The organism is Peribacillus sp. FSL P2-0133 (genome assembly GCF_037975445.1).
Taxonomy (GTDB): Bacteria; Bacillota; Bacilli; order Bacillales; family DSM-1321; genus Peribacillus; species Peribacillus simplex_E.
The window spans coordinates 5,225,855-5,248,822 of record NZ_CP150254.1 but is presented as its reverse complement, the minus strand read 5'-3'; the positions used below and the strand labels follow the sequence as shown (position 1 = coordinate 5,248,822).

The window sequence follows — 22,968 nt, the reverse complement described above, 5'->3', positions numbered from 1 at the left end:
TTAAATTGTCCGGCTTTTACTTGTTTTCTATAGGCTCATTAACAAAAGCCAGGAAGCTGATTCCTGGCTTTTTATTTTTATTAAATGGAAATTTATACAAAAATTTCAGGCGGTGTTATATGATAATCGTAAACTCTGCTAAATTCCATGTACAGAACGACGGGGAAAGCTTTTACTATTTCCAATGGAAAGGGAAGGTGCACGGCTGATGACCTTATTGACTCATTTAAAAGTATTGGACTTTTCAACGTTACTGCCAGGCCCATTTGCCACTTTGATGCTAGCGGATTTAGGAGCGGACGTTTTGAAGGTAGAGAGGCCGGGAGCAACGGATTCATGGGGTGTGAACCAGTATCTTAACAGATCTAAGAAGTCGATCACACTTGATTTAAAACAATCTGAGTCCATCGAATCCGTAAAAAATCTAGTGAAGGAATACGATATCGTCATTGAACAGTTCCGTCCAGGCGTCATGGAACGCCTAGGGCTGGGCTATGAGGCATTAAAATGGATCAATCCGAAGCTGATTTACTGTTCCATCACGGGCTTCGGCCAGACAGGTCCCTATAAAGACCGACCGGGACATGATATCAATTATATTTCGATTGCAGGCTTATCAGGCTATTCCGGTACGAAAAAGGATGGCCCGGCAAAAAACGGAACCCAAATAGCAGATCTTGCCGGAGGATCACTGCATGCTGTTATCGGTATATTATCTGCAGTCATTCACAGGGAAAGAACGGGATTCGGCCAAGCCATCGACATCAGCATGACCGACTGCAGTTTTGCCTTGAATGCCATATCCGCACCCCTGAATTTACAAGGGGGCCTCGATCTTGAACCAGAAAAACTGATGTTGAACGGAGGATCCTTTTATGACTTTTACGAAACGAAAGATGGACGCTATTTTTCGGTAGGAAGCCTTGAGCCCCCTTTTCGAAAAGCCTTATGTGAAGCGATCGGTGCACCCGAATTGTATGAACTGAGCATGAAAAGCGATGAAGAAAGCGGAATCAGGTTTAAAACGGCCGTCCGACTGGCTTTCCTTGAAAGGGATTTTCATGAATGGCAGGAAATATTCGCTGATTTCGAGGCCTGTGCAGAACCAGTGCTGACCTTCACTGAAGCGGCCGAACACCCCCAATTGAAGGACAGGGGAATGATCGTCGAGGTACCGGACGGAAAAGGAAATGCCCAGAAGCAAATCGGCTGCCCGATCAAAACATCGGTTTTCACCCCTGAATATAAACATGCAGGCTTGAGGCCAGGACAAAACAACGCAGAAATTCTTCACACCCCCAATCGCTAAATAAAGCTGTAAAGGCTATCACTTTTCCGAGTTTTTTTGGAAGGGGATAGCCTTCTTTTTGAAGGTCGAATTAAGTTGGAGATAGGTCGAAATAAGCGGAGGAAGGCCATATTAAGCTGGAAACAACCCAAATTAAGCAGAAGGAGAACAATAGCACTTGTGGAAAGCAATATATGATTAATGTGAAAAATTTACCAGTTATAACTAATGTGGGCAGGGTATCAGAGTAGCATCCTGGTAAGGAGGGTTGCTTAAACATGTTTGGTCTCTCTGATATCATTAAATTTCTATTTTCCTTTTTTTTGATCATGCCGATCGTTACGCTGATACATTTGAGCGGGCATATTTTCTTTGTTACGATCTTTGGGGGATCAGAAAAGAAGATCTTGATAGGTTGTGGTAATAAACTTTTCGCCTTTCGGAACATAGAGGTGAGGAAATATTATTTTTGGAATGGGACTTGCGAGTTCAAGGGATTGAAACATGATAATCGATTGACGAATACGCTGATATATTTAGGGGGGGCTATCTTTAATTTAGTCAGCATGCTGACCATCTATAGTTTAGTGTATCAGAATATCCTGGACAGCTCGGTGATCTGGTATCAATTCATCTATTTTTCTTTCTATGTTATGTTTTTCTCCTTGTTTCCGATGTATTTCTCGGACGGGTCGCCTAGTGATGGGAAGGCTGCGGAATTGGCCTTGAGGAACAAGCTGGAAGATAGGGTGACGGATGATATATTTGTGAAGAAAATGGATGATGATGATAACTGCAAGTAAAAAGGGGACGTGCTGGTGACCGTTCTTTTTTTGTTTGCTTTCAGCTTTAGGATTCATCATTCATCGTTAGTTTCATAATTAGCAAAACTTGATACCGTTATCTAAAGAGTCATTAAAGGAATGGAAATGTATTATTGCAAGAACCTAATCGGCTCCCTTATAAGTGCGGCCGATTAGGTTGTTCAAATCCTGTAAATCAGAATTAAAGTCTCCGCTAAAAAATCATTTCCATACTTCTTTTGCTACATCAACGACGAATTTCAGCTTTTCCCATTGCTGTTCTTCGGTCAGCTTGTTGCCGTGATGGGTGGAGGCGAAGCCGCATTGCGGACTTAAGCATAATTGTTCGAGAGGAACGAAGTGCGAGGCTTCTTCAATGCGTGCCTTAACAGCTTCCTTGTCTTCGATTTCTCCATTTTTTGAAGTGACGACACCCAGTACGACCCGTGCTCCGCCATTTGGAATGTATTCCAATGGTTTGAAATCTCCTGAGCGTTGATCATCATATTCCAAGAAAAATCCATCCACTGTTTCTTTTGCCAATAAAGTTGGGGCGATACGGGCATAGCTTCCTTCAAACGCCCAAGTCGACTGGTAGTTCCCACGACATAGGTGTGTAGTGACGACAAGGTCTTCTGGTTTGCCTTCCAATGCGCCATTAATTACGCGAAGTGCAAGATCGATTAACTGTTCCCTCGTATATTTTCCATCTTTGAACTGGAAATCTGGAGCTGAAAGTCTGGCAATATATACATCATCCAATTGAAGATAACGTACACCTGCTTCATAAAAAGCCTTCAAAGCATGCTGATACGCTTTGATGATATCATTAGCATAGTCTTCAATATCAGGGTAGATGTCTTCATTATGAATGCCTACAGCAAATAATTGATTTGGGCTGGGAATGGTTTGCTTGGCAACGGCGCGTCCGTTCACGATTTTGTTCAATTCAATGAAATCGCGAATGAAGGGATGTTCAGGATTGAATGAAACCTTCCCGGTATTGCGAACGTTATATCTCTCTGTTTCCACACCATCGAATGTGAGACCTTTTTCAGTCACATATCCCTCGATGCCATTTAAATGTTCGAGGAAGTCAAAGTGCCACCATGTTCGTCTGAACTCACCATCCGTCACGGCCTCTAATCCAACTTCAATTTGTTTTTCGACAATCCGATTGATTTCTTCGGTTTCAACTTCACGAAGCCGCTCTGCTGAAATGGTACCTTCCTTAAATTGCTTTCTGGCAATATGTAAACGTTCTGGTCTTAATAAACTTCCGACGTGATCAGCCCTGAATGGTGCTTTCGTTAATGTGATTGACATGTTGCATTCCTTCTTTCCTTTTAAAAATAAAAAACCTCTTCTTAAAAATAAGAAGAGGTGTTGGCAGCAAAGCTATATACTCTTCTTATCTTCAAGTTTTTACACTTCTGGAATTAGCACAGTACATGATCAGTCTGTTGCTGAGGCATCAAAGGGCCAGTCCCTCCACCTCTCTGGATAAGAGTTGTCTATTAAATTAATTATGACTATACAGATAGTTTTTATAAAGGTCAAGTATTGAAGGTGGAAGATTTCGAATATACCGATTATTAATATGGGTTGAAAAGTTAACTACATCAGGGAACCTGGCATATGCTATAACCGACGTTCCGTATGAGCGGCAGGAGGGGAATGCAAGGATGAGTACATTCAGTCCATTCAAAAATGGCATACCAATAACGGTAACTGAAGCCATGATAGAGAAAATCTTAAGAATGAAATCATATGGTCAGGATATTAAAGTCGAGATTACGCCAAAGCATATAGTACTTTCCGGAACGATGGAAGTGAAAAAAATGATGTTTAAGAAAAACGTAGCTTTTCGGATTACATTAAAACCGGTTCATGTGGAAAAAAGAACGATTGTATTTGAATTAGTGGAAATGGAACCAATTGACAGGAATTTCATCAACCAAAGGATATTTAACAGACCTCCATTTTTTGAATTTGAAAAAAGAACGATCAAAATGAATGTTAATGCTTGGAGCATCGTGAGAAAAATTCCCGTTGGCACAATTAAATCGTATGAACTCGTCGAAGGTGCATTGAAAATGAAAATTACTTTATGATGGAGTTTACATACATTCTTAGCCGAAAACTATAAAGGGAGTGACAGGTATGATAGTGTTATGGTGACATTGGTCATGAAAAAAATGTGTTTGATAAATCAAGCTCTTTAAAATATACTAAATGACTTGAAGTTTTGAGTTTTTCTGGGAATGAGGAGGATAATGATGGATCAGAAGATTTTGCCTGCTTCAGCAAGCATGAAGGATTTCGAAAGATTTTTAGAAAGTTCCTATGAAATAGGTGTGTTTCTTGATTTGCATATATCACAATTGAAAAACGTAAGTATGATGGCAAAGCAGCATAATAAGAAAATGATTTATCATGTCGATTTGATCCATGGCATAAGAAGTGATGAGTACGCGACAGAATTCATTTGTCAGGAATATAATCCATATGGGCTGATTTCAACTAAATCAAACGTTATATTGAAGGCGAAGCAAAAGGGAGTCATTGCCATCCAGCGAATCTTTTTAATAGATTCACATGCGCTTGAGAAAAGTTATAAGCTGGTGCAGAAAACCAAGCCGGATTATATCGAAGTATTGCCGGGCGCTATGCCATGGATGATAAAAGAAGTGAAGGAACGATTGCAGACACCGATTTTTGCAGGCGGCCTCATACGTACTTCGGATGAAGTCATGAACGCCCTTGATGCTGGAGCGTCGTCAATCACCACTTCCAAAACTGAATTATGGGATATCGTTTAATAGGGGAAATTAAAAAAAATCACAGAAAAATAGATTAATTTTTTACAAAATATTGACAGCGTTTTCATTACCTAGTATATTTTATTGTACAAGTTAATATATGTGACGGAGACTAGGAGATTCACAACAGATCTATTCATAATTTATTTTATGAAGATAGTTCTGCTGTGGATCTCCTTTTATTTGTTGGCATGGTTTAAAAATTTATCAGGGGAGGGGTTTTATTCATGACTCCATTTTGGGGAGAAGTGTTAGGTACGATGATATTAGTTTTATTCGGAGCAGGCATTGGGGCTGGTTCATCCTTAAAGGGTTCCTATGCAAAAGATGCCGGCTGGATCGTTATCACGATTGCATGGGGATTGGCTGTTACGATGGGTGTTTTTGCAGTGGGGTCCATAAGCGGGGCGCATTTAAACCCGGCAGTCACAGTAGGGTTTGCGATTATTGGGGAATTTCCTTGGAGTGATGTGCCCGGTTACATCGTTGCCCAAATGATTGGCGCAATCCTTGGAGCAACTCTAGTATTCCTGCATTATTTGCCACACTGGAAAGCTACTGATGATCCAGGAGCGAAGCTTGGTGTGTTCGCGACTTCACCTGCGATCCCGCATACATTTTCAAATCTATTAAGTGAGATGATTGGAACTTTCATCCTTATTCTTGGTTTATTATTTATAGGTGCCAATAATTTTACAGAGGGACTAAATCCATTCGCAGTCGGGTTATTGATTGTCGTGATCGGGATGTCTCTTGGGGGAACGACAGGATACGCGATTAACCCGGCACGCGATCTGGGGCCGCGCATCGCTCACTTTTTGCTGCCAATCCCGGGTAAAGGCAATTCCAATTGGGGCTATTCATGGATTCCGGTCGTTGGACCGATTATTGGGGGTTCACTTGGTGCCGTTTGTTATAAAGCATTCTTTATGGGAGAAATAACAGCAGGATTTTGGTCTGTTTTGGGTGCAAGCCTGGTACTATTGATATTAGCCTATGCATTTGGTAAAAAACAGTCACATGAATTGGAAAGCAGAAATATTGCCAGTTAATTAAAAGGAGGGGCATACACATTGGAAAAATACATTTTATCATTAGATCAAGGAACAACGAGTTCGCGGGCGATTTTATTTAACGAAAAGGGGGAAATCGTCCATTCCTCCCAAAAGGAATTCACGCAGCATTTCCCTAAACCAGGCTGGGTCGAGCATAACGCCAATGAGATTTGGGGATCGATCCTGGCGGTGATTGCCGGTGTACTATCTGAATCCGGTGTAAAGCCAGAGCAAATTGCCGGGATCGGGATCACCAATCAGCGTGAAACGGCAGTCGTTTGGGATAAGGAAACAGGTACCCCTGTCTATAATGCGATTGTATGGCAGTCCAGGCAAACAAGTGAAATCTGTGATGATTTGAAGGAAAAGGGACTTAATGATCTATTCCGGGATAAAACGGGATTGTTGATAGATGCTTATTTTTCCGGAACGAAAGTGAAATGGATCCTCGATAATGTGGAAGGGGCCCGGCAAAAGGCGGATGAAGGCAAGCTGTTATTCGGTACCATCGATACTTGGCTGATCTGGAAGCTATCAGGAGGCAAGGCCCATGTAACGGACTATTCCAATGCATCCCGGACATTGATGTACAATATCCATGAACTGAAATGGGATGAAGAACTGCTCGATATATTGACTGTACCAAAATCAATGCTGCCGGAAGTGAGGCCTTCCTCTGAGGAATATGCACGTACGATCGAATATCATTTCTTCGGCCAATCGATTCCGATCGCCGGGGCAGCCGGTGATCAGCAGGCAGCATTATTCGGCCAAGCCTGCTTTAATGAAGGAATGGCTAAAAACACGTATGGAACAGGCTGTTTCATGCTCATGAATACAGGAGCCAAGGCTGTCAGTTCCGAACACGGACTATTGACGACCCTTGCCTGGGGACTGAATGGGAAGGTCGAATATGCACTGGAAGGCAGTATATTCGTAGCGGGCTCCGCAATCCAATGGCTGCGCGATGGCCTGCGGATGCTTCATGATGCAAAGGACAGCGAAGCCTATGCAAAACGGGTGGAAAGTACCGATGGAGTATATGTGGTACCGGCTTTTGTAGGACTTGGAACTCCATATTGGGACAGCGAAGTGCGAGGAGCCGTTTTTGGTTTGACGCGCGGCACATCCAAAGAACATTTCATTCGTGCCACACTTGAATCACTGGCATATCAAACGAAGGATGTCCTTGATGCAATGGAGGCGGATTCAGGAATCGAGCTCCAGACATTAAGAGTGGATGGCGGGGCAGTCAAGAATGACTTCCTGATGCAATTCCAAAGCGACTTATTACGGGTGCCCGTCGAGAGGCCGATCATAAACGAAACTACAGCATTAGGAGCTGCATACTTAGCAGGCCTTGCTGTCGGGTATTGGAAGGATCAAGAAGAAATCTCCCGGCAATGGGCGGTAGACAAAACCTTTAAACACTCCATGGAAGAGCAAAATAGTGAAAAATTATATGAAGGCTGGAAAAAAGCTGTACATGCCGCTATGGCATTTAAATAAAAAACAAGATGTATTCTTTCTCAAACGAGCTGGAGTATGCTATAATGAAATCAAGTTAATAACTCGGCCGGAGAACAGGAGAGACCATGAATGCGTTATCGTTAATTCGATAATGTCATTTATGGTCTCTTTTTTTGTTTTTAATGGCAGATTAGGGATATTAATATCTATATAAACTATGCGAACAAATGAACCAATTGAATATATTGACCAAACTCACGAGTAAACCGTGTGAATTCACGAGTAAATGCAGAATTCACGAGTAAACCGAGCAAATTCACGAGTAAAGCGCGCGAATTCACGAGTAAACCGTGTGAATTCACGAGTAAACAGCGCAAATTCACGAGTAAACCGCGTGAATTCACGAGTAAAGCGCGCGAATTCACGAGTAAATGCAGAATTCACGAGTAAACAGCACGAATTCACGAGTAAACCGTGTGAATTCACGAGTAAATGTGCAGAATTCAAGAAAAAAATAGAATGCAATACTTAAAGGAGGAGTCAGGCATGAGGTTTTCAAATATATATCGCGAAGAAACGATCGAACTTCTGAAAAAAGAGAAATATGATGTGGTTGTCATTGGCGGGGGAATTACCGGTGCAGGGATCGCCCTGGATGCAACGACCCGTGGAATGAAAGTGGCTTTGGTTGAAATGCAGGACTTTGCAGCAGGTACTTCAAGCCGCTCGACAAAACTTGTTCATGGCGGATTGCGGTATTTGAAGCAATTTGAAATAAAAATGGTTGCCGAGGTTGGTAAAGAGCGGGAAATCGTTTATGAAAATGGACCGCATGTTACCACGCCGGAATGGATGCTGTTACCGATGCACAAAGGTGGCACCTTCGGGAAATTCAGTACCTCCATTGGCCTTCGGGTATATGATTTCCTTGCGGGGGTTAAAAAAGCTGAACGCAGGAAAATGCTTTCGGCGGAGGAAACACTAAAACGGGAGCCGCTCGTTAAGAAAGAGGGACTGAAGGGCGGAGGCTATTATGTTGAATACCGGACAGATGATGCACGTCTGACGATTGAAGTGATGAAGGCGGCTGTCGATAAAGGTGCAACACCGATAAATTATACAAAAGTGGAAAAATTGTTATATGACAATGGCAAGGTGAACGGCGTCCAAGTTGCCGATTTACTTTCAGGTGATTCTTATGAAATATACGCAGACAAAGTTATTAATGCAGCAGGTCCATGGGTCGATTCCATTCGTGAGAAGGACCAATCGAAAAAAGGGAAAACGCTGAAGTTATCCAAGGGTGTTCATGTGGTCATCGACCAATCGAAATTCCCGTTGAAGCAGGCGCTTTATTTTGATACGCCTGATGGCCGGATGATTTTTGCCATCCCGAGAGCCGGTAAAGCTTATGTAGGGACTACGGACACTTTTTATGATGGTGATCCTGCAGTGCCGACCGTTACTTCCGAAGACCGTGCCTATTTATTAAAGTCGATACATTATATGTTTCCAGAAGTGAACATTACGGGTGATGATATTGAATCAAGCTGGGCTGGAGTGAGGCCGTTGATTCTTGAAGAAGGGAAAGATCCTTCCGAAATATCAAGGAAAGATGAAATTTGGGAGTCCGATTCGGGCCTTATCACGATTGCGGGAGGGAAATTGACCGGTTATCGCAAAATGGCAAAAACGACGGTCGACCTTTTGGCAGGGAAGCTTGCCCAGCAATCCAATAAAACTTACCCAGCCAGCAGTACTAAAGGAATGCCGATTTCCGGTGGGGATGTCGGGGGATCAAGCAACTTCTCCGATTATATCAAGCAACATATTCAAATGGGAGTTGACTCAGGGCTTGCAGTTAAGGACTCCGAAGAAATATTGGCCATGTACGGGTCCAACGCACCTGTGATATTCGATATCGCAAAAAGCGAAGGAGACGGAGGAGCAAGCAGTGGTCTTCCAAAGAAATTGTTCGTACAGCTAAAATACGCACTAGATCATGAAATGGCCGCAACTCCAGTGGATTTCTTCTTCCGCAGGACGGGGACGCTATTATTCGATATCGATTTAGTCCAAACGCATAAACATGGAGTAATCGATTATATGGCTGGATATTTTGGATGGACGGAATCAACAAAAATGGAGAGGACCAATCAATTGGAACAGGAAATATCGGGTGCGATTAGAGTATCTTGACCTATATGCAAAAACATGACGCCGGCGGAATCGCTGGTGTTTTTTTCATGGCCCTTTTCTTCTTTCGCTCATCATCCTGGCGGCACTCCGCAAAGTGGAAGGACTATTGAAACTCTTGGTCTTAGCAAACTATCGAAAGAGGAAATCATGGATTTCGTTCTTACTGGGACGCATAAAGTGAGTCCAGTAAAATCGTAACAAAGGAAAGAAACTGTTACCCTATAAAAAAATAATAGAAGAAACATGTATAAGGAGAGAGGAAAACGGCAGACCTAGCCGCGTTTCTTCTCTCCTTAGCTTGTTGAATCTCCCGAACTCAAAAATCGGGGACGCTCTTTAAGATCTCTGCTTTATAAGCTGTAAATCGATGTATAGTTGCATTCTTGAATGAAAGTCATCAAAATCGATTGAGGTAAGATCGGTTATTTGATTCAATCTATATTTCAATGTGTTGGTATGAATGTATAGCTGTTCAGCTGTCGGTTTAATCCTGCAATTGTTAAACAGATATATTTCCAGTGTTTGAAGGAGTTTGGTTTGGCTTTCCTGGTCCTTCTTTTGAAGAATCTCTAAATCCGTATTGATATAATTCGTTTTAGTATGATGGTTGGAGATCATTTCGAGGTAACGGAAAATCCCAAGCTTGCTATATTGGAAGGGAAGCTGTTCAGGTTCACCGATGAACTTGGCTGCGTTGATCACTTCCAGGGCTTCGAGATAGGATTTTCTTAATTGAAGAATGGAAGAGTACTCATTTCCGATTCCCGGGAATACCTTTTTGTCATTGAATTGGGAAAGAACGGTGTTCGTTAAATCATTGGCGCTATCGGTAAGCAGGTCTTTCCCTTTTCCGTTACTGCCAATCAAGACGATGATCTTCAATTGGTTTGTGAATACATGTGTAAAATGATTCAATGCATTGGCGAATAGACTGACTGTATCCGATAATTCATCGAAATGTTCCGCATCGGATTGAGCGATGGTAAAGACATTGACAAGGAAAGTTTCCGGAATGAGAAGACTCATATTGGCGGCTTCCCATTTTATTTGATTTTCCGTTTGATAGACTTCGTCAATGACCTTTTGATAAAACTCATTTTTTTCTTCATCTTTTTTCATGTTTATCTGTTTTTTCTGATAAAGGAGCTTGCCGATATGATGGGAAACTTCATGTAAAAATTCCAAATCGGAATCAGTCATCATTTCCGTTTCTTGGACCCAAATGAATCCGAAGACCTGTCCTTTGTGAACGGCGCTCACAACGACTCTTTGATTTAATCCGATTTCCTCGATTTGTTTCACCCTGAATGGATGCTCCACGGTTTTAAGCTGTTCGACAATGCCCTCATCCATGAATTTTTCCAGAATTGGAATCGGCCAATGCTTTGTGAAGATGGTTTGCCGATTGGCTTGGTCGAAGTGTTCGATATAATATGAACTATATGCCAGCAATAAAAATTGATCATTTTCGATGACGACTGGTTTTTTTAAATAAGTGCTGACCATATCCGTTATATCGTTGATGTTTGTGAGAGTCAGGATTTTTTCTAATGACATATATGGCCCCCTGTAGATTTTTGAAGTGTATGACAACTTAGTATAATAATACTTTTAAAGTCATGATGTGTATAGGGGCAAGAACAAAGAAGGAACGGTATATGTAAAAATACCGTTCCTTTTAAGGGGATTTATTATTGTTTTAATGTTCTTTCGAATTCTTCGAATTGATTTTCTACTTCTTTTGATGGTTTCGCTGTTAGAAGACTGACCACTATGATGGCAATCAAGCTTGCGCCAAAACCAGGAATCATTTCATAAAGCGTATCGGATAATCCGGCCATGGACCAGAAAATTACAGTGCCTGCACCTACGATCATCCCTGCTAAAGCTCCCCATCTTGTCATCCGTTTCCAGAAGAGGCTTAGTAAGACCAACGGACCGAATGAAGAACCGAACCCAGCCCACGCGTACCCGACAAGTCCAAGAATCGTGTCATTCTGCTCCCAAGATAGGATCAGCGCGATGATCGAAATGATCAGTACGGAAAGCCTGCCAAGGAAAACAAGTTCTTTATCTGAAGCGGTACGACGGAAGAAGGTTTTGTATATATCCTCCGTTAAAGAGCTGGCAGTAACCAAAAGCTGCGAAGAAATCGTGCTCATGATGGCCGCCAGTATTGCCGAAATCAAGAAACCAGTGATAAGCGGGTGGAATAGTATTTCCCCTAACTCTATGAAAATCGTTTCAGGATCAGCTAACTTGAGTCCGTTCTGGTGATAATAAGTGATTCCGATGAATCCAGTCAGCATCGCACCGATACTGGAGAAAATCATCCAGCCCATCCCGATAGTACGGGCTCTCTTTATTTCCTTAACAGAGCTGATCGCCATAAAGCGGACAATGATATGCGGCTGTCCGAAGTAACCCAGTCCCCATGCAAATAATGAGATGATGCCTAAAAAGCTCGTCCCTGTGAAAATATTCAATAGAGCTGGATCAATGGAACGTGGCGTGTCGATCGAAGGACCGAAACCGCCAACATGGAAAAGGGTGACGATCGGTACAAGAACCAAGGCGACGACCATGATGATTCCTTGAACAAAGTCTGTCCAGCTTACTGCCAGGAATCCGCCGAATAAAGTATAGGCGACGACGACACCTGTCAAGATCCATAGACCTGAGTGGTAATCAAGGCCAAATGTACTTTGGAATAAGACTCCGCCGGATACCATTCCGGAAGAAACGTAAAAGGTGAAAAATACGAGAATAACCAATGCCGAAATGAGCCTTAAGATCCGTGAGCCCTCTCCAAAGCGATTTTCCAGGAAAGCGGGGATCGTAATGGAGTTATTGGCGACTTCCGTATAAGTTCTCAATCTTGGTGCAACATACAGCCAGTTCGCATAGGCTCCTAACGTGAGACCGATTACAATCCAGATGGAACTTAGTCCTGTTGCGAACATGGCACCAGGCATACCCATTAAAAGCCAGCCGCTCATATCCGCAGCTCCGGCGCTTAATGCAGTGACAGCAGGTCCAAGACCCCGGTCGCCCAGCATATAATCATTTAAATTGGAAGTCCTTTTGTAAGCGAAGTAACCGATGAAAAGCATGCCAGCCATGTATATGCTGATCGAAATTATTAATGCGTAATCCATAAAAGACTCCCTTCAGGTTGAAATAAGTAATTTTTTGTTTTAAAAGAGGAAGCAACCTATTTGTCACTTCCTCCATTTAACCTCATTTTGGTTTCCGTATCCATAATGGGAGATACATAACCATAGTGTGTTTCAAATCATCTGCAAACTGCTTAATCGAACATTATCAGAATGTTTCGGATGTTGTTTTGGCTTGCATATGAAGCTGCAAGTAGTCCGGTCCGCCTGCCTTGGAATCAGTTCCTGACATGTTGAACCCGCCGAATGGCTGATAACCTACGATTGCGCCAGTACAGCCGCGGTTGAAATACAAGTTCCCTACATGGAATTCTTCGCGTGCTTTTTCCATGTTAAGGCGATTTGTCGTAATGACAGCCCCAGTCAAACCATATTCAGTGTTATTGGCAATCTCAAGAGCTTCGTTAAAGTCCTTCGCTTTTGTGAAGGCAACAACTGGTCCGAAGATTTCTTCTTGCATCAAGCGGGCTTGCGGATCGACATCAGCAACGATTGTCGGCTGAACGAAGTAGCCTTTAGAGCTATCTCCTTCTCCTCCAGTCAGAATGCGTCCTTCTTGGTTCCCGATTTCAATATAGCTCATGATTTTGTCAAAAGCAGCTTGATCGATAACTGGTCCCATGAAATGATTTTCTACAGGATTACCAACTGTTAGTTGTTTTGTTAATTCAACAGCGCGATCTAATACTTGATCGTATACGTCTTCCACGATGACAGCACGGGAGCAAGCAGAACATTTTTGTCCCGAGAAGCCAAATGCAGATTTCACGATCGATTGAGCGGCCAATTCAAGATCTGCCTCTTTGTCGACGACGATCGTATCTTTTCCGCCCATTTCGGCAATGACACGCTTCAGCCAAATTTGGCCTTCGTTCACTTCAGAAGCACGTTTGTAAATGCGCAGACCTACATCACGTGAACCTGTGAAGGAAATGAAACGTGTTTTAGGATGATCAACCAGGTAGTCGCCCACCTCGGCTCCGCTTCCTGGAACGAAATTCAATACACCTGCTGGAAGGCCGGCTTCTAGCATCACTTCAACGAATTTCGCAGCAACGATAGGAGTAGTCGAAGCTGGTTTCAACAGGATTGTGTTACCAGTAACGATAGCGGCAACAGCTGTACCTGCCATGATCGCAAATGGGAAGTTCCAAGGAGAAATGATGATGCCTACCCCTAATGGAATGTAATCATAGCGGTTAAATTCACCCGGACGGCTTTGAACAGGCACACCATCTTTAAGCGTCAGCATTTGACGGGCATAGAATTCAAGGAAATCGATCGCTTCCGCTGTATCCGCATCAGCCTCATTCCAAGGTTTTCCCGCTTCTTTCGTCAATAACGCAGAGAACTCATGCTTGCGTCTGCGAATGATGGCAGCCGCTTTGAACAAAACGTCAGCACGGATTTCCGGCTTCACTTTTTTCCAGCTTTCAAAAGCGGTTACAGCTTCCTGCATGGCTTTTTCAGCAAGATCTCTGTTCGCTTTCGATACTCGGCCGATGACCTCTTGCTTATCTGCAGGATTATATGAAACGATTTTCTCATCAGTCGTCACTTTCTCTGCCCCGATATAAAGAGGGTAGTCTTGCCCTAAGTAGCCTTCAACAGTTTGAAGTGCTTCCTGATATGCTTTTTTATTTTCCTCGTTTGTAAAATCAACAAATGGTTCGTGTTTATATGAAATCATTGAAAATCACACCTTTTAATAGAATTTTTGTAGCATTAGTAATGTTGAATGTATATTTAGCTTCTGACCATCCCTTTGAAGGCAAAGGCAATATTGGATGGCCTTTCTGCAAGCCTTCTCATGAAGTATCCATACCAATCCAGACCATATGGCACATAGACGCGCATTTTGTAACCTTGCTTGACCAATTCGTATTGAGTTTTGTTTCTCATGCCATAAAGCATTTGAAATTCGAATTGTGTATTCGGGATGTCGAACTTCTTAGCCAGCTCTTTTGTATATTCGATGATTTTGTCATCATGTGAGGCAATGGCCGTATAATTTCCGTTAAGAAGACTTTGCTTAATCAACTTTTTATAGTTTTCGTCTACATCATTCTTTTCGGGAAAAGCCACCTCGGCAGATTCCTTGTAGGCACCCTTTACGAGACGCAGGAATGGCTTATATTGGCCAAGGTCCTCCAAATCTTTCTCTGTGCGGAATAAATATGCTTGTAGAACAGTACTTATGCAGCTGTATTTTTCTTTGAACTGCCTAAAGATATCGATAGTTGCCTGACAGCGAACTTCATCTTCCATATCGATCGTGACCATGACTTTATGTTTTTCGGCTGTATCAAGAATTTTCGTCATATTCTCAATCACGAGTTTATGATCGATATCAAGTCCCAGAGAAGTCATCTTCAGAGAAACCTGTGAATCAAGTTTTTCCCTGCTGATCATTTCGATGGTTTCGATGCATTCTGCCGTCCGTTCCTGAGTCACTTCCTTAGAATCAACGAATTCCCCAAGATGGTCTACTGTAACAGACAAGCCGCTATTGTTAAGTTGTTTAATGAATTTAATGGAACTTTGGAAATCAGTTCCCCCAATGATCTTTCCGGCAGCGAAATTTCCTCCGCTTTTTTTAGCAATATTATTAAGCAGATTATTTTTAGATAAAAATAAGAAAAAGTCCCTTGTAATGGCTTCCATATAAAGCGCACCCCCTAAGAAGATGTATTTCAATAAATTAAGCTTACGGTTTTTCGACAAAATTCTCAATGTTCTAAAAAAACAATAATTCTGTCATTTGTTTGTCGGTTTTGGACAAATGAAAAGGTTTACATTGTTTCTTGTTTGTTCGGATGAAACGAAGGTTTATATTTTAACTTAAAGAGAAACGCTAGAGGTAGAGCCTTTATTAGTAAGCAATGATGTGAATGACATCAATAAATACGTTTAAAAGTGGCATCTCGACCATAATCATCCAATGCGTTATAATGAACCTTATTTAACAGAATGGGCAAGGTCCAAGAAAAGACGATAAATGATAGAAGTAAAATGATAGAAATAAAATGGATGTAAAACCGTAAAATTAAGTCGCATCGGCAAGCCAGGGAGGATAAGGAATGATGGATGCTGTACTTGAAGAACTTAGAGAAACATCAGGATTGATAATAGGATTAATCTTGGCCCTGGTAATAATGGGTCTGATCGGTTATGCCCTTACGAATGTACATGAATCGATCGTGTCACCTGTGGTTCAGTTCATAAAGAAAATGGTTAGTCGAAAATAGCTTAAGCGGAATACATAAGCTTTTGTCCCTAATCGATAACAAGCCGTTGTTTAAAGAAATCGCTGCAGGGCTTGTTTAAAAGGGACAAAAGAACCGCAAGATATACATATCATCTGAAATCCCCCGCTCCTAATGGAAGTGGGGGATTTCAGACTGTAGACAAATTCGGAAGAAAAAAAATATAACCGAAGAAATCATGGTAATAATTCCTCGGCAAAAGCGTGCAAAGGATTCGGGACCATTCCGAACCCTATTTATTGAAAAACTGAAAACCCCTGCTCCTAATGGAAATGGGGAATTTTAATTTTTAAATTCGGGGGATGTTGTTGAATCTCATTTAAATCTTTTTTACCTAATAATTTCTTCCACGGAAACTCTACGGACATAAGTGAACTTTGAAAAGTTGGGGGGGAGATGGACACGCAGTATCAGGAAATGATTTCTTTTTAGGTGACTTCAAAGTGGGGGGGCGCTTGGATTATGGGTGTATGGATAAGGAGGGCATGAACAAGAATTGAACAAATACATTTAGCCCCGGCCATTACGCTAGGGCCCTTTTTGTTTACAAATCAAAGTAGTCATCTGCCTTTGCGCCAGCATCTATGCTTCGAACCGCCTTCATGATTTTCTTTAAAACCCCGGCTGACGGTACATACTTAGGATCTCTGCAAACTCTGCTTATCGTATTACGTGAGATTCCTGACGCACTTACAAACTCCTCTTGAGTATATCCGTGCTTATCGATTAATTTACCGACATTGCTCCGCAGCTTTCTCTTCCCGAATCTAAACATTTTGATTACCTCCTAGAATTATTTACTAGCAGTCTAGTCAAACTATCACAAAAATATACGCATAGTTTCGCAAATAATCGGTATCACGGAAAAACGGTAAGTGCTAATAACAGTTAACTACCGTAGTAGCCTTACTAGAGTAGTCTTTGCCAAATCGTAAGCGAAGCGATAAAGGACGAAAGTGTTTTGAAGAAGCGGAACAGATGAAAACAGAAGGGGGAGCACGAGGGGGAACTATTGCTGGTAATATGTGGATTTATATTTACTTTACTAGCAAGGGAATAAGGGTGTGGGATGAAGCCATTATCGATGATAATTAAGTAAGAGACTGTCTAATTTAATGCTACAATCTACAGATATGTAATGATCTAATTAATGGAACTCTTAATGAAGGTTACAGTGTATTCCTCTATTGTATTTTTCATATAAAGGGAGTACCATCGTTCGATAATAGGTTGGGGATATATCCTTTTAGGTATTGCAGGTTACGCATATATCGTGACAAGCACCATTGGCCGTAACCAATCGAAACCCCACCGAACAGTTACTTTCAAAGTAACAGGGCAGGGTATTTGAAGAAGAAAATTCATACTAATAATACTTGCAACCGCTAGAAAAAGAATATTTACGATACGGTTCGGTTACATATGAAATAAAATAACCTTAGTCCTGTGTTCGCTAGTCACGACTATGCTTGTTCAATTTATGATAGTGTTTGATAATAAGTGTCTACATGAAAAGGGGGTATAAGTTAATCATAGTTCACATCAACAAAGTCACATGACTGAAAAACGTGATTGTTCATGGGAATCCCCTTTTCATCGGTTTCGTTGACACTGACCTTCCATTTTCTCTGCTTCTTCATCCACATTTCCTTTAACCGTTATCCTAAAATTTCTCTTGTAGTTGTGCATAAAAATTACAATAGATTTATTATCTTAAACTGTTGTAGCATATAGTTGGTTTTCTCCTGTTCTCTTTTAATAAATTCTCTGATTTCTCTTGTGGACATTTTTGTATACCGCCAATTTTTCAAAAAGCGACCATAATAATGTGGAAAGGCAAAATCTAAATAGAAAAAGGATAATTCTTGATTGGTAAGTTGATTTTGTGAAAGATAGGATGAAAGAAAGATATTAAACTTTTCAGAATCCCAACGATTTTCATAAGACGTCATTTTATAGATTATTTCCATGCAGTCTCTAGAGGGGAAGTCATGTCTAGCAAATTCCCAATCGATTATGCACCATTCAGGACTGCTCATCAATATGTTTTTGGGCTGAAAATCACCGTGGGACAAATAGTGTTCATGTAATGGTTTTTTCTTCCAAATAGCGTGATAGGGGTGATGTATTATCTGTTTTTCAAGCTCTTTTCCTGTGTTTATGAAGAAATCAATAGACTCTAGTATGATGGTTTTTTTTGGATTTTGCGTATTTTTCATTAGGTTAGCCCACTTGACCATATACTTTAGAGTATCTTGATATTCGTTTTCCCACATGGAACTTTCAAGCATCGCAGTATCATCTGTGGAAGAATGAAATCCAAGGGATAAAACGTGCATTTTCCCTAGTAAATTTCCAATCTGTTGTATGGATTGATCCAGTGAAAATTGAAATACTTCTCCTGATATCCATTCTTGTAAAATGCATGGATATCCTTCTAACAGAAAATATGGACGATTTTCTTTTGTTTGAATTATTTGTGGGATGTTGATGTTTTGCTCTCTTAAAAATGCTTCAATCTGAAGAATAAATCGTAATCTTGATTCCGTTATATACATCCTTTTCAATACATACTTTCTTTGGATTGTATTAATTTTTGCAACATGTGTTCTAGGGGTTTTTTGGAGGATGTCAAATGAAAGTATGGAAAGTCCATACGTATCTTCAACAGTTTTTATTAACTGATCATTCATTTATAACACTTCCTTCTCTAAGGAAGACCTTTTAAGATATAATAGTGGTCGCTAAGTTTTCAGCCATTAAGAATCCGTATCAGATTTACTTTCCTCAACAACCCAGCTTCCGTAAGGTATAAATGTCGATGCATCGGAGACGAATAAACCAGATAATGCTTGTCCGCCTGCAACCACACTTATCTCCAGTTTTCCGCCAGCGGGTCTCCCGTCTATTACTTCATAGTCTCCTCTAGATATTACTTTAATGAATGGACGCGAATCAAAAACGATTGGAACTTGGTACACTTGGCAACTATGTCTAGGGATATCCATTCTTGGAAAGAATGCCAAGTTGCTTTCGGGTATATTAAAAGTACTCAGTTCAGGTTGAGGGGTAACAGGGAAGCAAGCATCAATGGTAACATCTGCTTGTAATGTATGTTCTGAATGGTTTTTAATGGTTATGACAAGTCTAGTAGTGGAAAAACCCCCCTGGTTCAATGTTGGGATATGAAATGGGCCAGAATTCAAGGTTACTTCTTTTGAGTGAGTAGTCATTTTTAAACCTTCCTTCTTTCTTTTTTTTATTGATTGGACGGTATTTCTTTTTGATTGTTATTTCTCGAGGATATAAATTAGACTAAGGGTTTGTCCATTTTCTTTGTAAACTTGTTTATATCCTAATGTTTGAAGTTTCATAACTAATTGATCAATATCTGCTTGAGAAGTGATGCCACTTTGGTTCGTGTAACTAATTTTTATCACATCTTTTGCCATTTAATGACCTCCTTTCCTTACCATCTATAATATAAAATGCAAAGATTTTAATGATGTATAGGTCATAATGCTAGTTAAGTAGCACATTATTAATCAAAATTTAATCCACCATGCTTATCTAAAGCATTTTCAATTTGAGGTAAACGAAAAGCGGGTAATGTTTCGGTAGCAATTTTGATTATGATAGATTTTAGAAGTTGCGGTAATGTAGTAGGTGAAAATAAATAAACGCCAAATGATTGGCGCTTAAATGTTAGTAATTGTCTAAACCGGTATCTAACTGTGCTCCATACTTAACATGCAGGGGCTTGGTCTAATATTATTTGTTTTTAGAAGCATCCGAAAAAATAAATCGTTATTGCTTTTATTGGGATGCCTTTTTAATCGAAAGGGGTAGGATAGCAGAAGAAGGTATTTAATTTTTGGATGTTGAATACTAAGAAAAGTAAGTTAATGGTAATGGGAAAGCATCAATCCTAAAAAAGTAGATCCTATTCAACAATTTATTTATAAATTATACCTACCAACATCTCATGTGTTGCCACATACATTCAACGCATGTGGAGTGCGTTTCACAATAAATTTTAAAAAAATAATTGAGTAGATATGTAGAAGGGGCATGGAGCCGATTCTGTTGGTCGGAACTAACTATATTTGAAAAACGGCTCCTGTGTATGACAGATTGTATGATGAAGCTCTAAGTTCTTTGAATTTATTTCCATTTACATTATAATAATAAAAGGGTATTTGTAAGCGAACACAGAATGGATAAGGTAAGTAAATGGTTAATTCATATGTTACTTAGGAGGGAATCATGGGAAGATTAGTTCATTTCGAAATTCATGTGAATGACATGGAACGGGCAAAGAAGTTTTATGGTGAGGTATTTGGATGGTCATTTCAAGATTGGAGTGAGTATGCAGGTATGCCTTACTTTGGAGCGGTAACTGGCGATGAGAATGAACCTGGGATCAATGGTGCTTTGATGCAGCGTCAAAGTGCTCCGCCGGAAACAAACCAAGCTTTAAATGCATTTGCTTGTACAATGGGTGTGGAAAATTACAATTTAACGGAAGCTAAAATTATTGAGAATGGCGGCAATGTCGCAATGCCTAAATATGCCCTGCCTGGTATGGCGTGGCAAGGATACTATATTGATACCGAAGGCAATTTATTCGGAATTCATCAACCCGATGTGAATGCAAAATAGATTTGATAATAGGTGAATTAAAACATGAAATTACAAGACACGGCAGGCATGCTTGAAAGTCTACGCAATATCTGTCTTGCATTGCCCGAAGCTGCTGAATATATTGATGGTTTCGGTCACAATACTTTTAAAATCAATGGAAAATCCTTCGTGATTTCAGGTGAAAGCGAGAAAGGATTCAGCTTGTCGTTCAAGTCAGATCGAGAAACTCAAGAATTATTGCTACAGAAAGAGAATTTTTTCAAAACCCCATATATAGGTCATCACGGTTGGGTTTCTATTCAAAATCCGGATAGGGAAGACTGGGATGAATTGACCTATCTAATTAAAGAAGCCTATTTACGTGCGGCACCGAAGCGTTTGGTTAAGAAATGGAATGAGTTGCATAAAAAGTGAAGAAAGGCGGATGGATCTGCCTTTCTTTATTTTTTAGGTTCTTTTATCAGCTTTACAGGTACTGATAGACAAAAAATGTCCTCATCTATACACATAAAGTTTAAAGAAAAAAGCTCCTATTTTATTGGACCGGCCAAGAGAGTCTGTGTAAAAGAGACTCCGGCATTTCAAAAATATAAAGAGGCATTGTTGTCTCTCATCAGAAGAAAGTTTAAAATTAATTTCAGTTTTTTTACAAAAGATTGATGTATCATGAAATAAGCAGCTATCTTCAAAAATCGCGAGTATCAATCAGGTTTGATTGACGGAAAGGTGGTGTATGGTTGAAGTGAATGTTAAATCTTTTTTTTCTGAAAACATTAAAGCGGCACTTAAGAATGATCCGCCCGGTGCATGGATGCCAGATTTGCCAGACGGTTGCATTCGCTTGAGTTCAGGCTATCCTGATCCTGCTCTTGTTCCTGCTGAGGAGCTCAAGGCAGCTGTAGCCAGACTTCTTGATGAGGAGCAGGATTTGCCGCTCCATTATATCGGAAGTCCGAGAATTGCAAGACTAAAGCATCAAATCCAGAATAGATTGGGAGAGCGTGGAATTTGCATTTTGGAAGATCAGCTTTTGATTACATCAGGAGCTTGCCAGGGGATTGATCTTATTGCCCGCGTCCTTCTTGATGATAAAGCGGTCGTAGCGGTAGAGTCTCCCACCTATATGGAGGCTTTAGAGATTTTTCAAAACTATACGAAGCAGATTATTAGTATACCTATAGATGAACAAGGACTCCAAACGTACCGATTAAAAGAAATGCTGGATGAAAGGAAACGTACAGGTCTAACCCTCCCGCGTTTTCTATATACAATCCCAACCTTTCAAAATCCAACTGGGACGACTATGACAATTGAGCGCCGGAAGCATTTATTGGAGCTTTCCATCGAGTTTGATTTCCTCATAATAGAGGATGATGCATACGGAGAATTATCCTTCGATAAAAATCCGGTGCCAATAAAATCTTTGGATAAATGCGGACGAGTCCTCCAAGTTGGGTCATTATCCAAGGTTGTTGCTCCAGGAATGCGGATTGGATGGATAGCAGGAGAAAGTGAATTCATTAAGGCTTTAGAGTGGTTTAAAAAAGATTTAGACCATCCATTTGCTCAAAGTACAATGGCTGTATACTTAGAAAACACCAATATTGACAAACGGCTCGACCTTCTAAAAGATGTGTATCGTTCAAAATGTACTGCGTTAATCCGTGCGATGGAACAATTTCTTCCAGAATCCGTTTCCTGGTATGTACCAGATGGTGGTTACTTTGTATGGTTGAGAGTTCCAGGTGTTGATACTTCGCATCTATTATCACAGGCACTAGATGAGGGTGTTTCATATGTTCCAGGGAAATACTTTTTCATGGATCAAAACGATGGAACCGAGTTTCTCCGGCTCTCGTTCAGTTATGCCAATGAGAAAGAAATAAATGAGGGAATTCGAAGACTAGGACAGCTTATCGCATCTTTTTTTCATAGATTGTCCTGAAAGATTGTTAGTTAGTTAATCATTGCAATGGTTAACACTCCAAGCTATTTCGAAGCTTTTTTTATTGAATTTAAATGCGCCTGCTTCCGTAAAGGAGGTAGGTGCATTTTGTTAATAAAAGGATTCATTAACTCCGTCGCGATGTATTTCCAAACATGCAAGAAGAAGTGGCTTCATCCGCTCGTTTATTTTCTTTTAAACCAAAGAAAAAAACCCTTGCTACGCAAGGGTTTTCGGATATGGAGCATAGCGGGATCGAACCGCTGACCTCTACGCTGCCAGTTATCATCTATTACGAAA

At 40.7% G+C, this 22,968-nt stretch carries 21 protein-coding genes and 1 riboswitch; of the genes, 12 read left to right on the top strand and 9 right to left on the bottom strand.

The features are described 5' to 3' along the window. The first annotated feature begins 208 nt into the window (after positions 1 to 208). Positions 209 to 1,309: a CaiB/BaiF CoA-transferase family protein gene (locus MKY17_RS25360; protein ID WP_098372305.1), complete on the top strand. Its 1,101-nt coding sequence runs from the start codon at positions 209 to 211 to the stop codon at positions 1,307 to 1,309. Positions 1,310 to 1,566: 257 nt separating this feature from the next. Beyond that, positions 1,567 to 2,091, top strand: coding sequence for a hypothetical protein (locus MKY17_RS25355; protein ID WP_098372306.1), 525 nt, complete (start codon positions 1,567 to 1,569; stop codon positions 2,089 to 2,091). A gap of 222 nt (positions 2,092 to 2,313) precedes the next feature. Here MKY17_RS25355 and MKY17_RS25350 read toward each other — a convergent pair whose 3' ends face one another. Next, a complete protein-coding gene (locus MKY17_RS25350) occupies positions 2,314 to 3,417 on the bottom strand; it encodes a 5-methyltetrahydropteroyltriglutamate--homocysteine S-methyltransferase (protein ID WP_098372307.1) in 1,104 nt (367 codons plus the stop codon). A gap of 82 nt (positions 3,418 to 3,499) precedes the next feature. Next, positions 3,500 to 3,601, bottom strand: a riboswitch (SAM riboswitch). A gap of 175 nt (positions 3,602 to 3,776) precedes the next feature. Here MKY17_RS25350 and MKY17_RS25345 point away from each other — a divergent pair. From MKY17_RS25345 to MKY17_RS25320, 6 genes are all read left to right on the top strand, one after another. Then, positions 3,777 to 4,205, top strand: coding sequence for a hypothetical protein (locus MKY17_RS25345; protein WP_098372308.1), 429 nt, complete (start codon positions 3,777 to 3,779; stop codon positions 4,203 to 4,205). Positions 4,206 to 4,370: 165 nt separating this feature from the next. Continuing rightward, positions 4,371 to 4,913: a glycerol-3-phosphate responsive antiterminator gene (locus MKY17_RS25340; protein ID WP_286177135.1), complete on the top strand. Its 543-nt coding sequence runs from the start codon at positions 4,371 to 4,373 to the stop codon at positions 4,911 to 4,913. A 227-nt stretch (positions 4,914 to 5,140) separates the two neighbouring features. Then, positions 5,141 to 5,965: an MIP/aquaporin family protein gene (locus tag MKY17_RS25335; protein ID WP_076368047.1), complete on the top strand. Its 825-nt coding sequence runs from the start codon at positions 5,141 to 5,143 to the stop codon at positions 5,963 to 5,965. Positions 5,966 to 5,986: 21 nt separating this feature from the next. Further along, positions 5,987 to 7,477, top strand: coding sequence for a glycerol kinase GlpK (gene glpK, locus MKY17_RS25330; RefSeq protein WP_098372309.1), 1,491 nt, complete (start codon positions 5,987 to 5,989; stop codon positions 7,475 to 7,477). 231 nt (positions 7,478 to 7,708) lie between these two features. Beyond that, entirely contained in the window at positions 7,709 to 7,888 is a 180-nt protein-coding gene (locus tag MKY17_RS25325) for a hypothetical protein (protein WP_339201054.1), read from the top strand. A gap of 96 nt (positions 7,889 to 7,984) precedes the next feature. Then, positions 7,985 to 9,637, top strand: a complete 1,653-nt coding sequence (locus tag MKY17_RS25320; RefSeq protein WP_098372310.1) for an FAD-dependent oxidoreductase — start codon at positions 7,985 to 7,987, stop codon at positions 9,635 to 9,637. A gap of 336 nt (positions 9,638 to 9,973) precedes the next feature. Here the strand turns inward: MKY17_RS25320 and MKY17_RS25315 are convergent, their stop codons facing one another. The 4 genes from MKY17_RS25315 to MKY17_RS25300 form a co-directional block, all read right to left on the bottom strand. Then, positions 9,974 to 11,194: a helix-turn-helix domain-containing protein gene (locus tag MKY17_RS25315; protein WP_098372311.1), complete on the bottom strand. Its 1,221-nt coding sequence runs from the start codon at positions 11,192 to 11,194 to the stop codon at positions 9,974 to 9,976. 134 nt (positions 11,195 to 11,328) lie between these two features. Beyond that, on the bottom strand, positions 11,329 to 12,795 hold the full coding sequence (gene putP / locus MKY17_RS25310; RefSeq protein ID WP_098372312.1) for a sodium/proline symporter PutP: 1,467 nt from the start codon (positions 12,793 to 12,795) through the stop codon (positions 11,329 to 11,331). Positions 12,796 to 12,961: 166 nt separating this feature from the next. Continuing rightward, positions 12,962 to 14,503, bottom strand: coding sequence for an L-glutamate gamma-semialdehyde dehydrogenase (gene pruA, locus MKY17_RS25305; protein ID WP_098372313.1), 1,542 nt, complete (start codon positions 14,501 to 14,503; stop codon positions 12,962 to 12,964). Positions 14,504 to 14,559: 56 nt separating this feature from the next. Further along, on the bottom strand, positions 14,560 to 15,477 hold the full coding sequence (locus tag MKY17_RS25300; RefSeq protein ID WP_095394596.1) for a proline dehydrogenase: 918 nt from the start codon (positions 15,475 to 15,477) through the stop codon (positions 14,560 to 14,562). Positions 15,478 to 15,893: 416 nt separating this feature from the next. On the opposite strand from MKY17_RS25300, the gene MKY17_RS25295 reads away from it, so the two are divergent. After that, positions 15,894 to 16,061 carry a hypothetical protein gene (locus MKY17_RS25295; protein WP_179891108.1) on the top strand — a complete coding sequence of 56 codons (168 nt, stop codon included), beginning with the start codon at positions 15,894 to 15,896 and terminating at the stop codon, positions 16,059 to 16,061. 562 nt (positions 16,062 to 16,623) lie between these two features. Here the strand turns inward: MKY17_RS25295 and MKY17_RS25290 are convergent. The 4 genes from MKY17_RS25290 to MKY17_RS25275 form a co-directional block, all read right to left on the bottom strand. Further along, entirely contained in the window at positions 16,624 to 16,854 is a 231-nt protein-coding gene (locus tag MKY17_RS25290) for a helix-turn-helix transcriptional regulator (protein ID WP_098372314.1), read from the bottom strand. Between the two features lie 919 nt (positions 16,855 to 17,773). Continuing rightward, positions 17,774 to 18,772 (bottom strand): phosphotransferase, encoded by a 999-nt coding sequence (locus tag MKY17_RS25285; RefSeq protein WP_098372315.1) that lies wholly within the window; start codon positions 18,770 to 18,772, stop codon positions 17,774 to 17,776. Between the two features lie 66 nt (positions 18,773 to 18,838). Continuing rightward, positions 18,839 to 19,312 (bottom strand): hypothetical protein, encoded by a 474-nt coding sequence (locus tag MKY17_RS25280; protein WP_098372316.1) that lies wholly within the window; start codon positions 19,310 to 19,312, stop codon positions 18,839 to 18,841. Between the two features lie 57 nt (positions 19,313 to 19,369). After that, on the bottom strand, positions 19,370 to 19,531 hold the full coding sequence (locus tag MKY17_RS25275; RefSeq protein WP_179891109.1) for a hypothetical protein: 162 nt from the start codon (positions 19,529 to 19,531) through the stop codon (positions 19,370 to 19,372). 814 nt (positions 19,532 to 20,345) lie between these two features. Here MKY17_RS25275 and MKY17_RS25270 point away from each other — a divergent pair. The 3 genes from MKY17_RS25270 to MKY17_RS25260 all read left to right on the top strand — a co-directional run bounded on the left by MKY17_RS25270 (position 20,346) and on the right by MKY17_RS25260 (position 22,668). Continuing rightward, positions 20,346 to 20,741, top strand: coding sequence for a VOC family protein (locus tag MKY17_RS25270; RefSeq protein ID WP_098372317.1), 396 nt, complete (start codon positions 20,346 to 20,348; stop codon positions 20,739 to 20,741). A 24-nt stretch (positions 20,742 to 20,765) separates the two neighbouring features. Further along, positions 20,766 to 21,137, top strand: a complete 372-nt coding sequence (locus MKY17_RS25265; protein ID WP_098372318.1) for an MmcQ/YjbR family DNA-binding protein — start codon at positions 20,766 to 20,768, stop codon at positions 21,135 to 21,137. A gap of 328 nt (positions 21,138 to 21,465) precedes the next feature. Next, entirely contained in the window at positions 21,466 to 22,668 is a 1,203-nt protein-coding gene (locus MKY17_RS25260; protein ID WP_098372331.1) for a PLP-dependent aminotransferase family protein, read from the top strand. Positions 22,669 to 22,968: the final 300 nt, after the last annotated feature.

Bases quoted from the DNA above. Each gene is read 5' to 3' on its own strand.
- putP (WP_098372312.1), bottom strand. From the start codon at position 12,795: ATGGATTACGCATTAATAATTTCGATCAGCATATACATGGCTGGCATG.
- MKY17_RS25355 (WP_098372306.1), top strand. From the start codon at position 1,567: ATGTTTGGTCTCTCTGATATCATTAAATTTCTATTTTCCTTTTTTTTG.
- MKY17_RS25335 (WP_076368047.1), top strand. From the start codon at position 5,141: ATGACTCCATTTTGGGGAGAAGTGTTAGGTACGATGATATTAGTTTTA.
- MKY17_RS25285 (WP_098372315.1), bottom strand. From the start codon at position 18,772: ATGAATGATCAGTTAATAAAAACTGTTGAAGATACGTATGGACTTTCC.
- MKY17_RS25320 (WP_098372310.1), top strand. From the start codon at position 7,985: ATGAGGTTTTCAAATATATATCGCGAAGAAACGATCGAACTTCTGAAA.
- MKY17_RS25360 (WP_098372305.1), top strand. From the start codon at position 209: ATGACCTTATTGACTCATTTAAAAGTATTGGACTTTTCAACGTTACTG.
- MKY17_RS25270 (WP_098372317.1), top strand. From the start codon at position 20,346: ATGGGAAGATTAGTTCATTTCGAAATTCATGTGAATGACATGGAACGG.
- MKY17_RS25300 (WP_095394596.1), bottom strand. From the start codon at position 15,477: ATGGAAGCCATTACAAGGGACTTTTTCTTATTTTTATCTAAAAATAAT.
- MKY17_RS25265 (WP_098372318.1), top strand. From the start codon at position 20,766: ATGAAATTACAAGACACGGCAGGCATGCTTGAAAGTCTACGCAATATC.
- MKY17_RS25350 (WP_098372307.1), bottom strand. From the start codon at position 3,417: ATGTCAATCACATTAACGAAAGCACCATTCAGGGCTGATCACGTCGGA.
- MKY17_RS25275 (WP_179891109.1), bottom strand. From the start codon at position 19,531: ATGGCAAAAGATGTGATAAAAATTAGTTACACGAACCAAAGTGGCATC.
- MKY17_RS25290 (WP_098372314.1), bottom strand. From the start codon at position 16,854: ATGTTTAGATTCGGGAAGAGAAAGCTGCGGAGCAATGTCGGTAAATTA.
- pruA (WP_098372313.1), bottom strand. From the start codon at position 14,503: ATGATTTCATATAAACACGAACCATTTGTTGATTTTACAAACGAGGAA.
- MKY17_RS25315 (WP_098372311.1), bottom strand. From the start codon at position 11,194: ATGTCATTAGAAAAAATCCTGACTCTCACAAACATCAACGATATAACG.
- MKY17_RS25295 (WP_179891108.1), top strand. From the start codon at position 15,894: ATGATGGATGCTGTACTTGAAGAACTTAGAGAAACATCAGGATTGATA.
- MKY17_RS25340 (WP_286177135.1), top strand. From the start codon at position 4,371: ATGGATCAGAAGATTTTGCCTGCTTCAGCAAGCATGAAGGATTTCGAA.
- MKY17_RS25345 (WP_098372308.1), top strand. From the start codon at position 3,777: ATGAGTACATTCAGTCCATTCAAAAATGGCATACCAATAACGGTAACT.
- MKY17_RS25280 (WP_098372316.1), bottom strand. From the start codon at position 19,312: ATGACTACTCACTCAAAAGAAGTAACCTTGAATTCTGGCCCATTTCAT.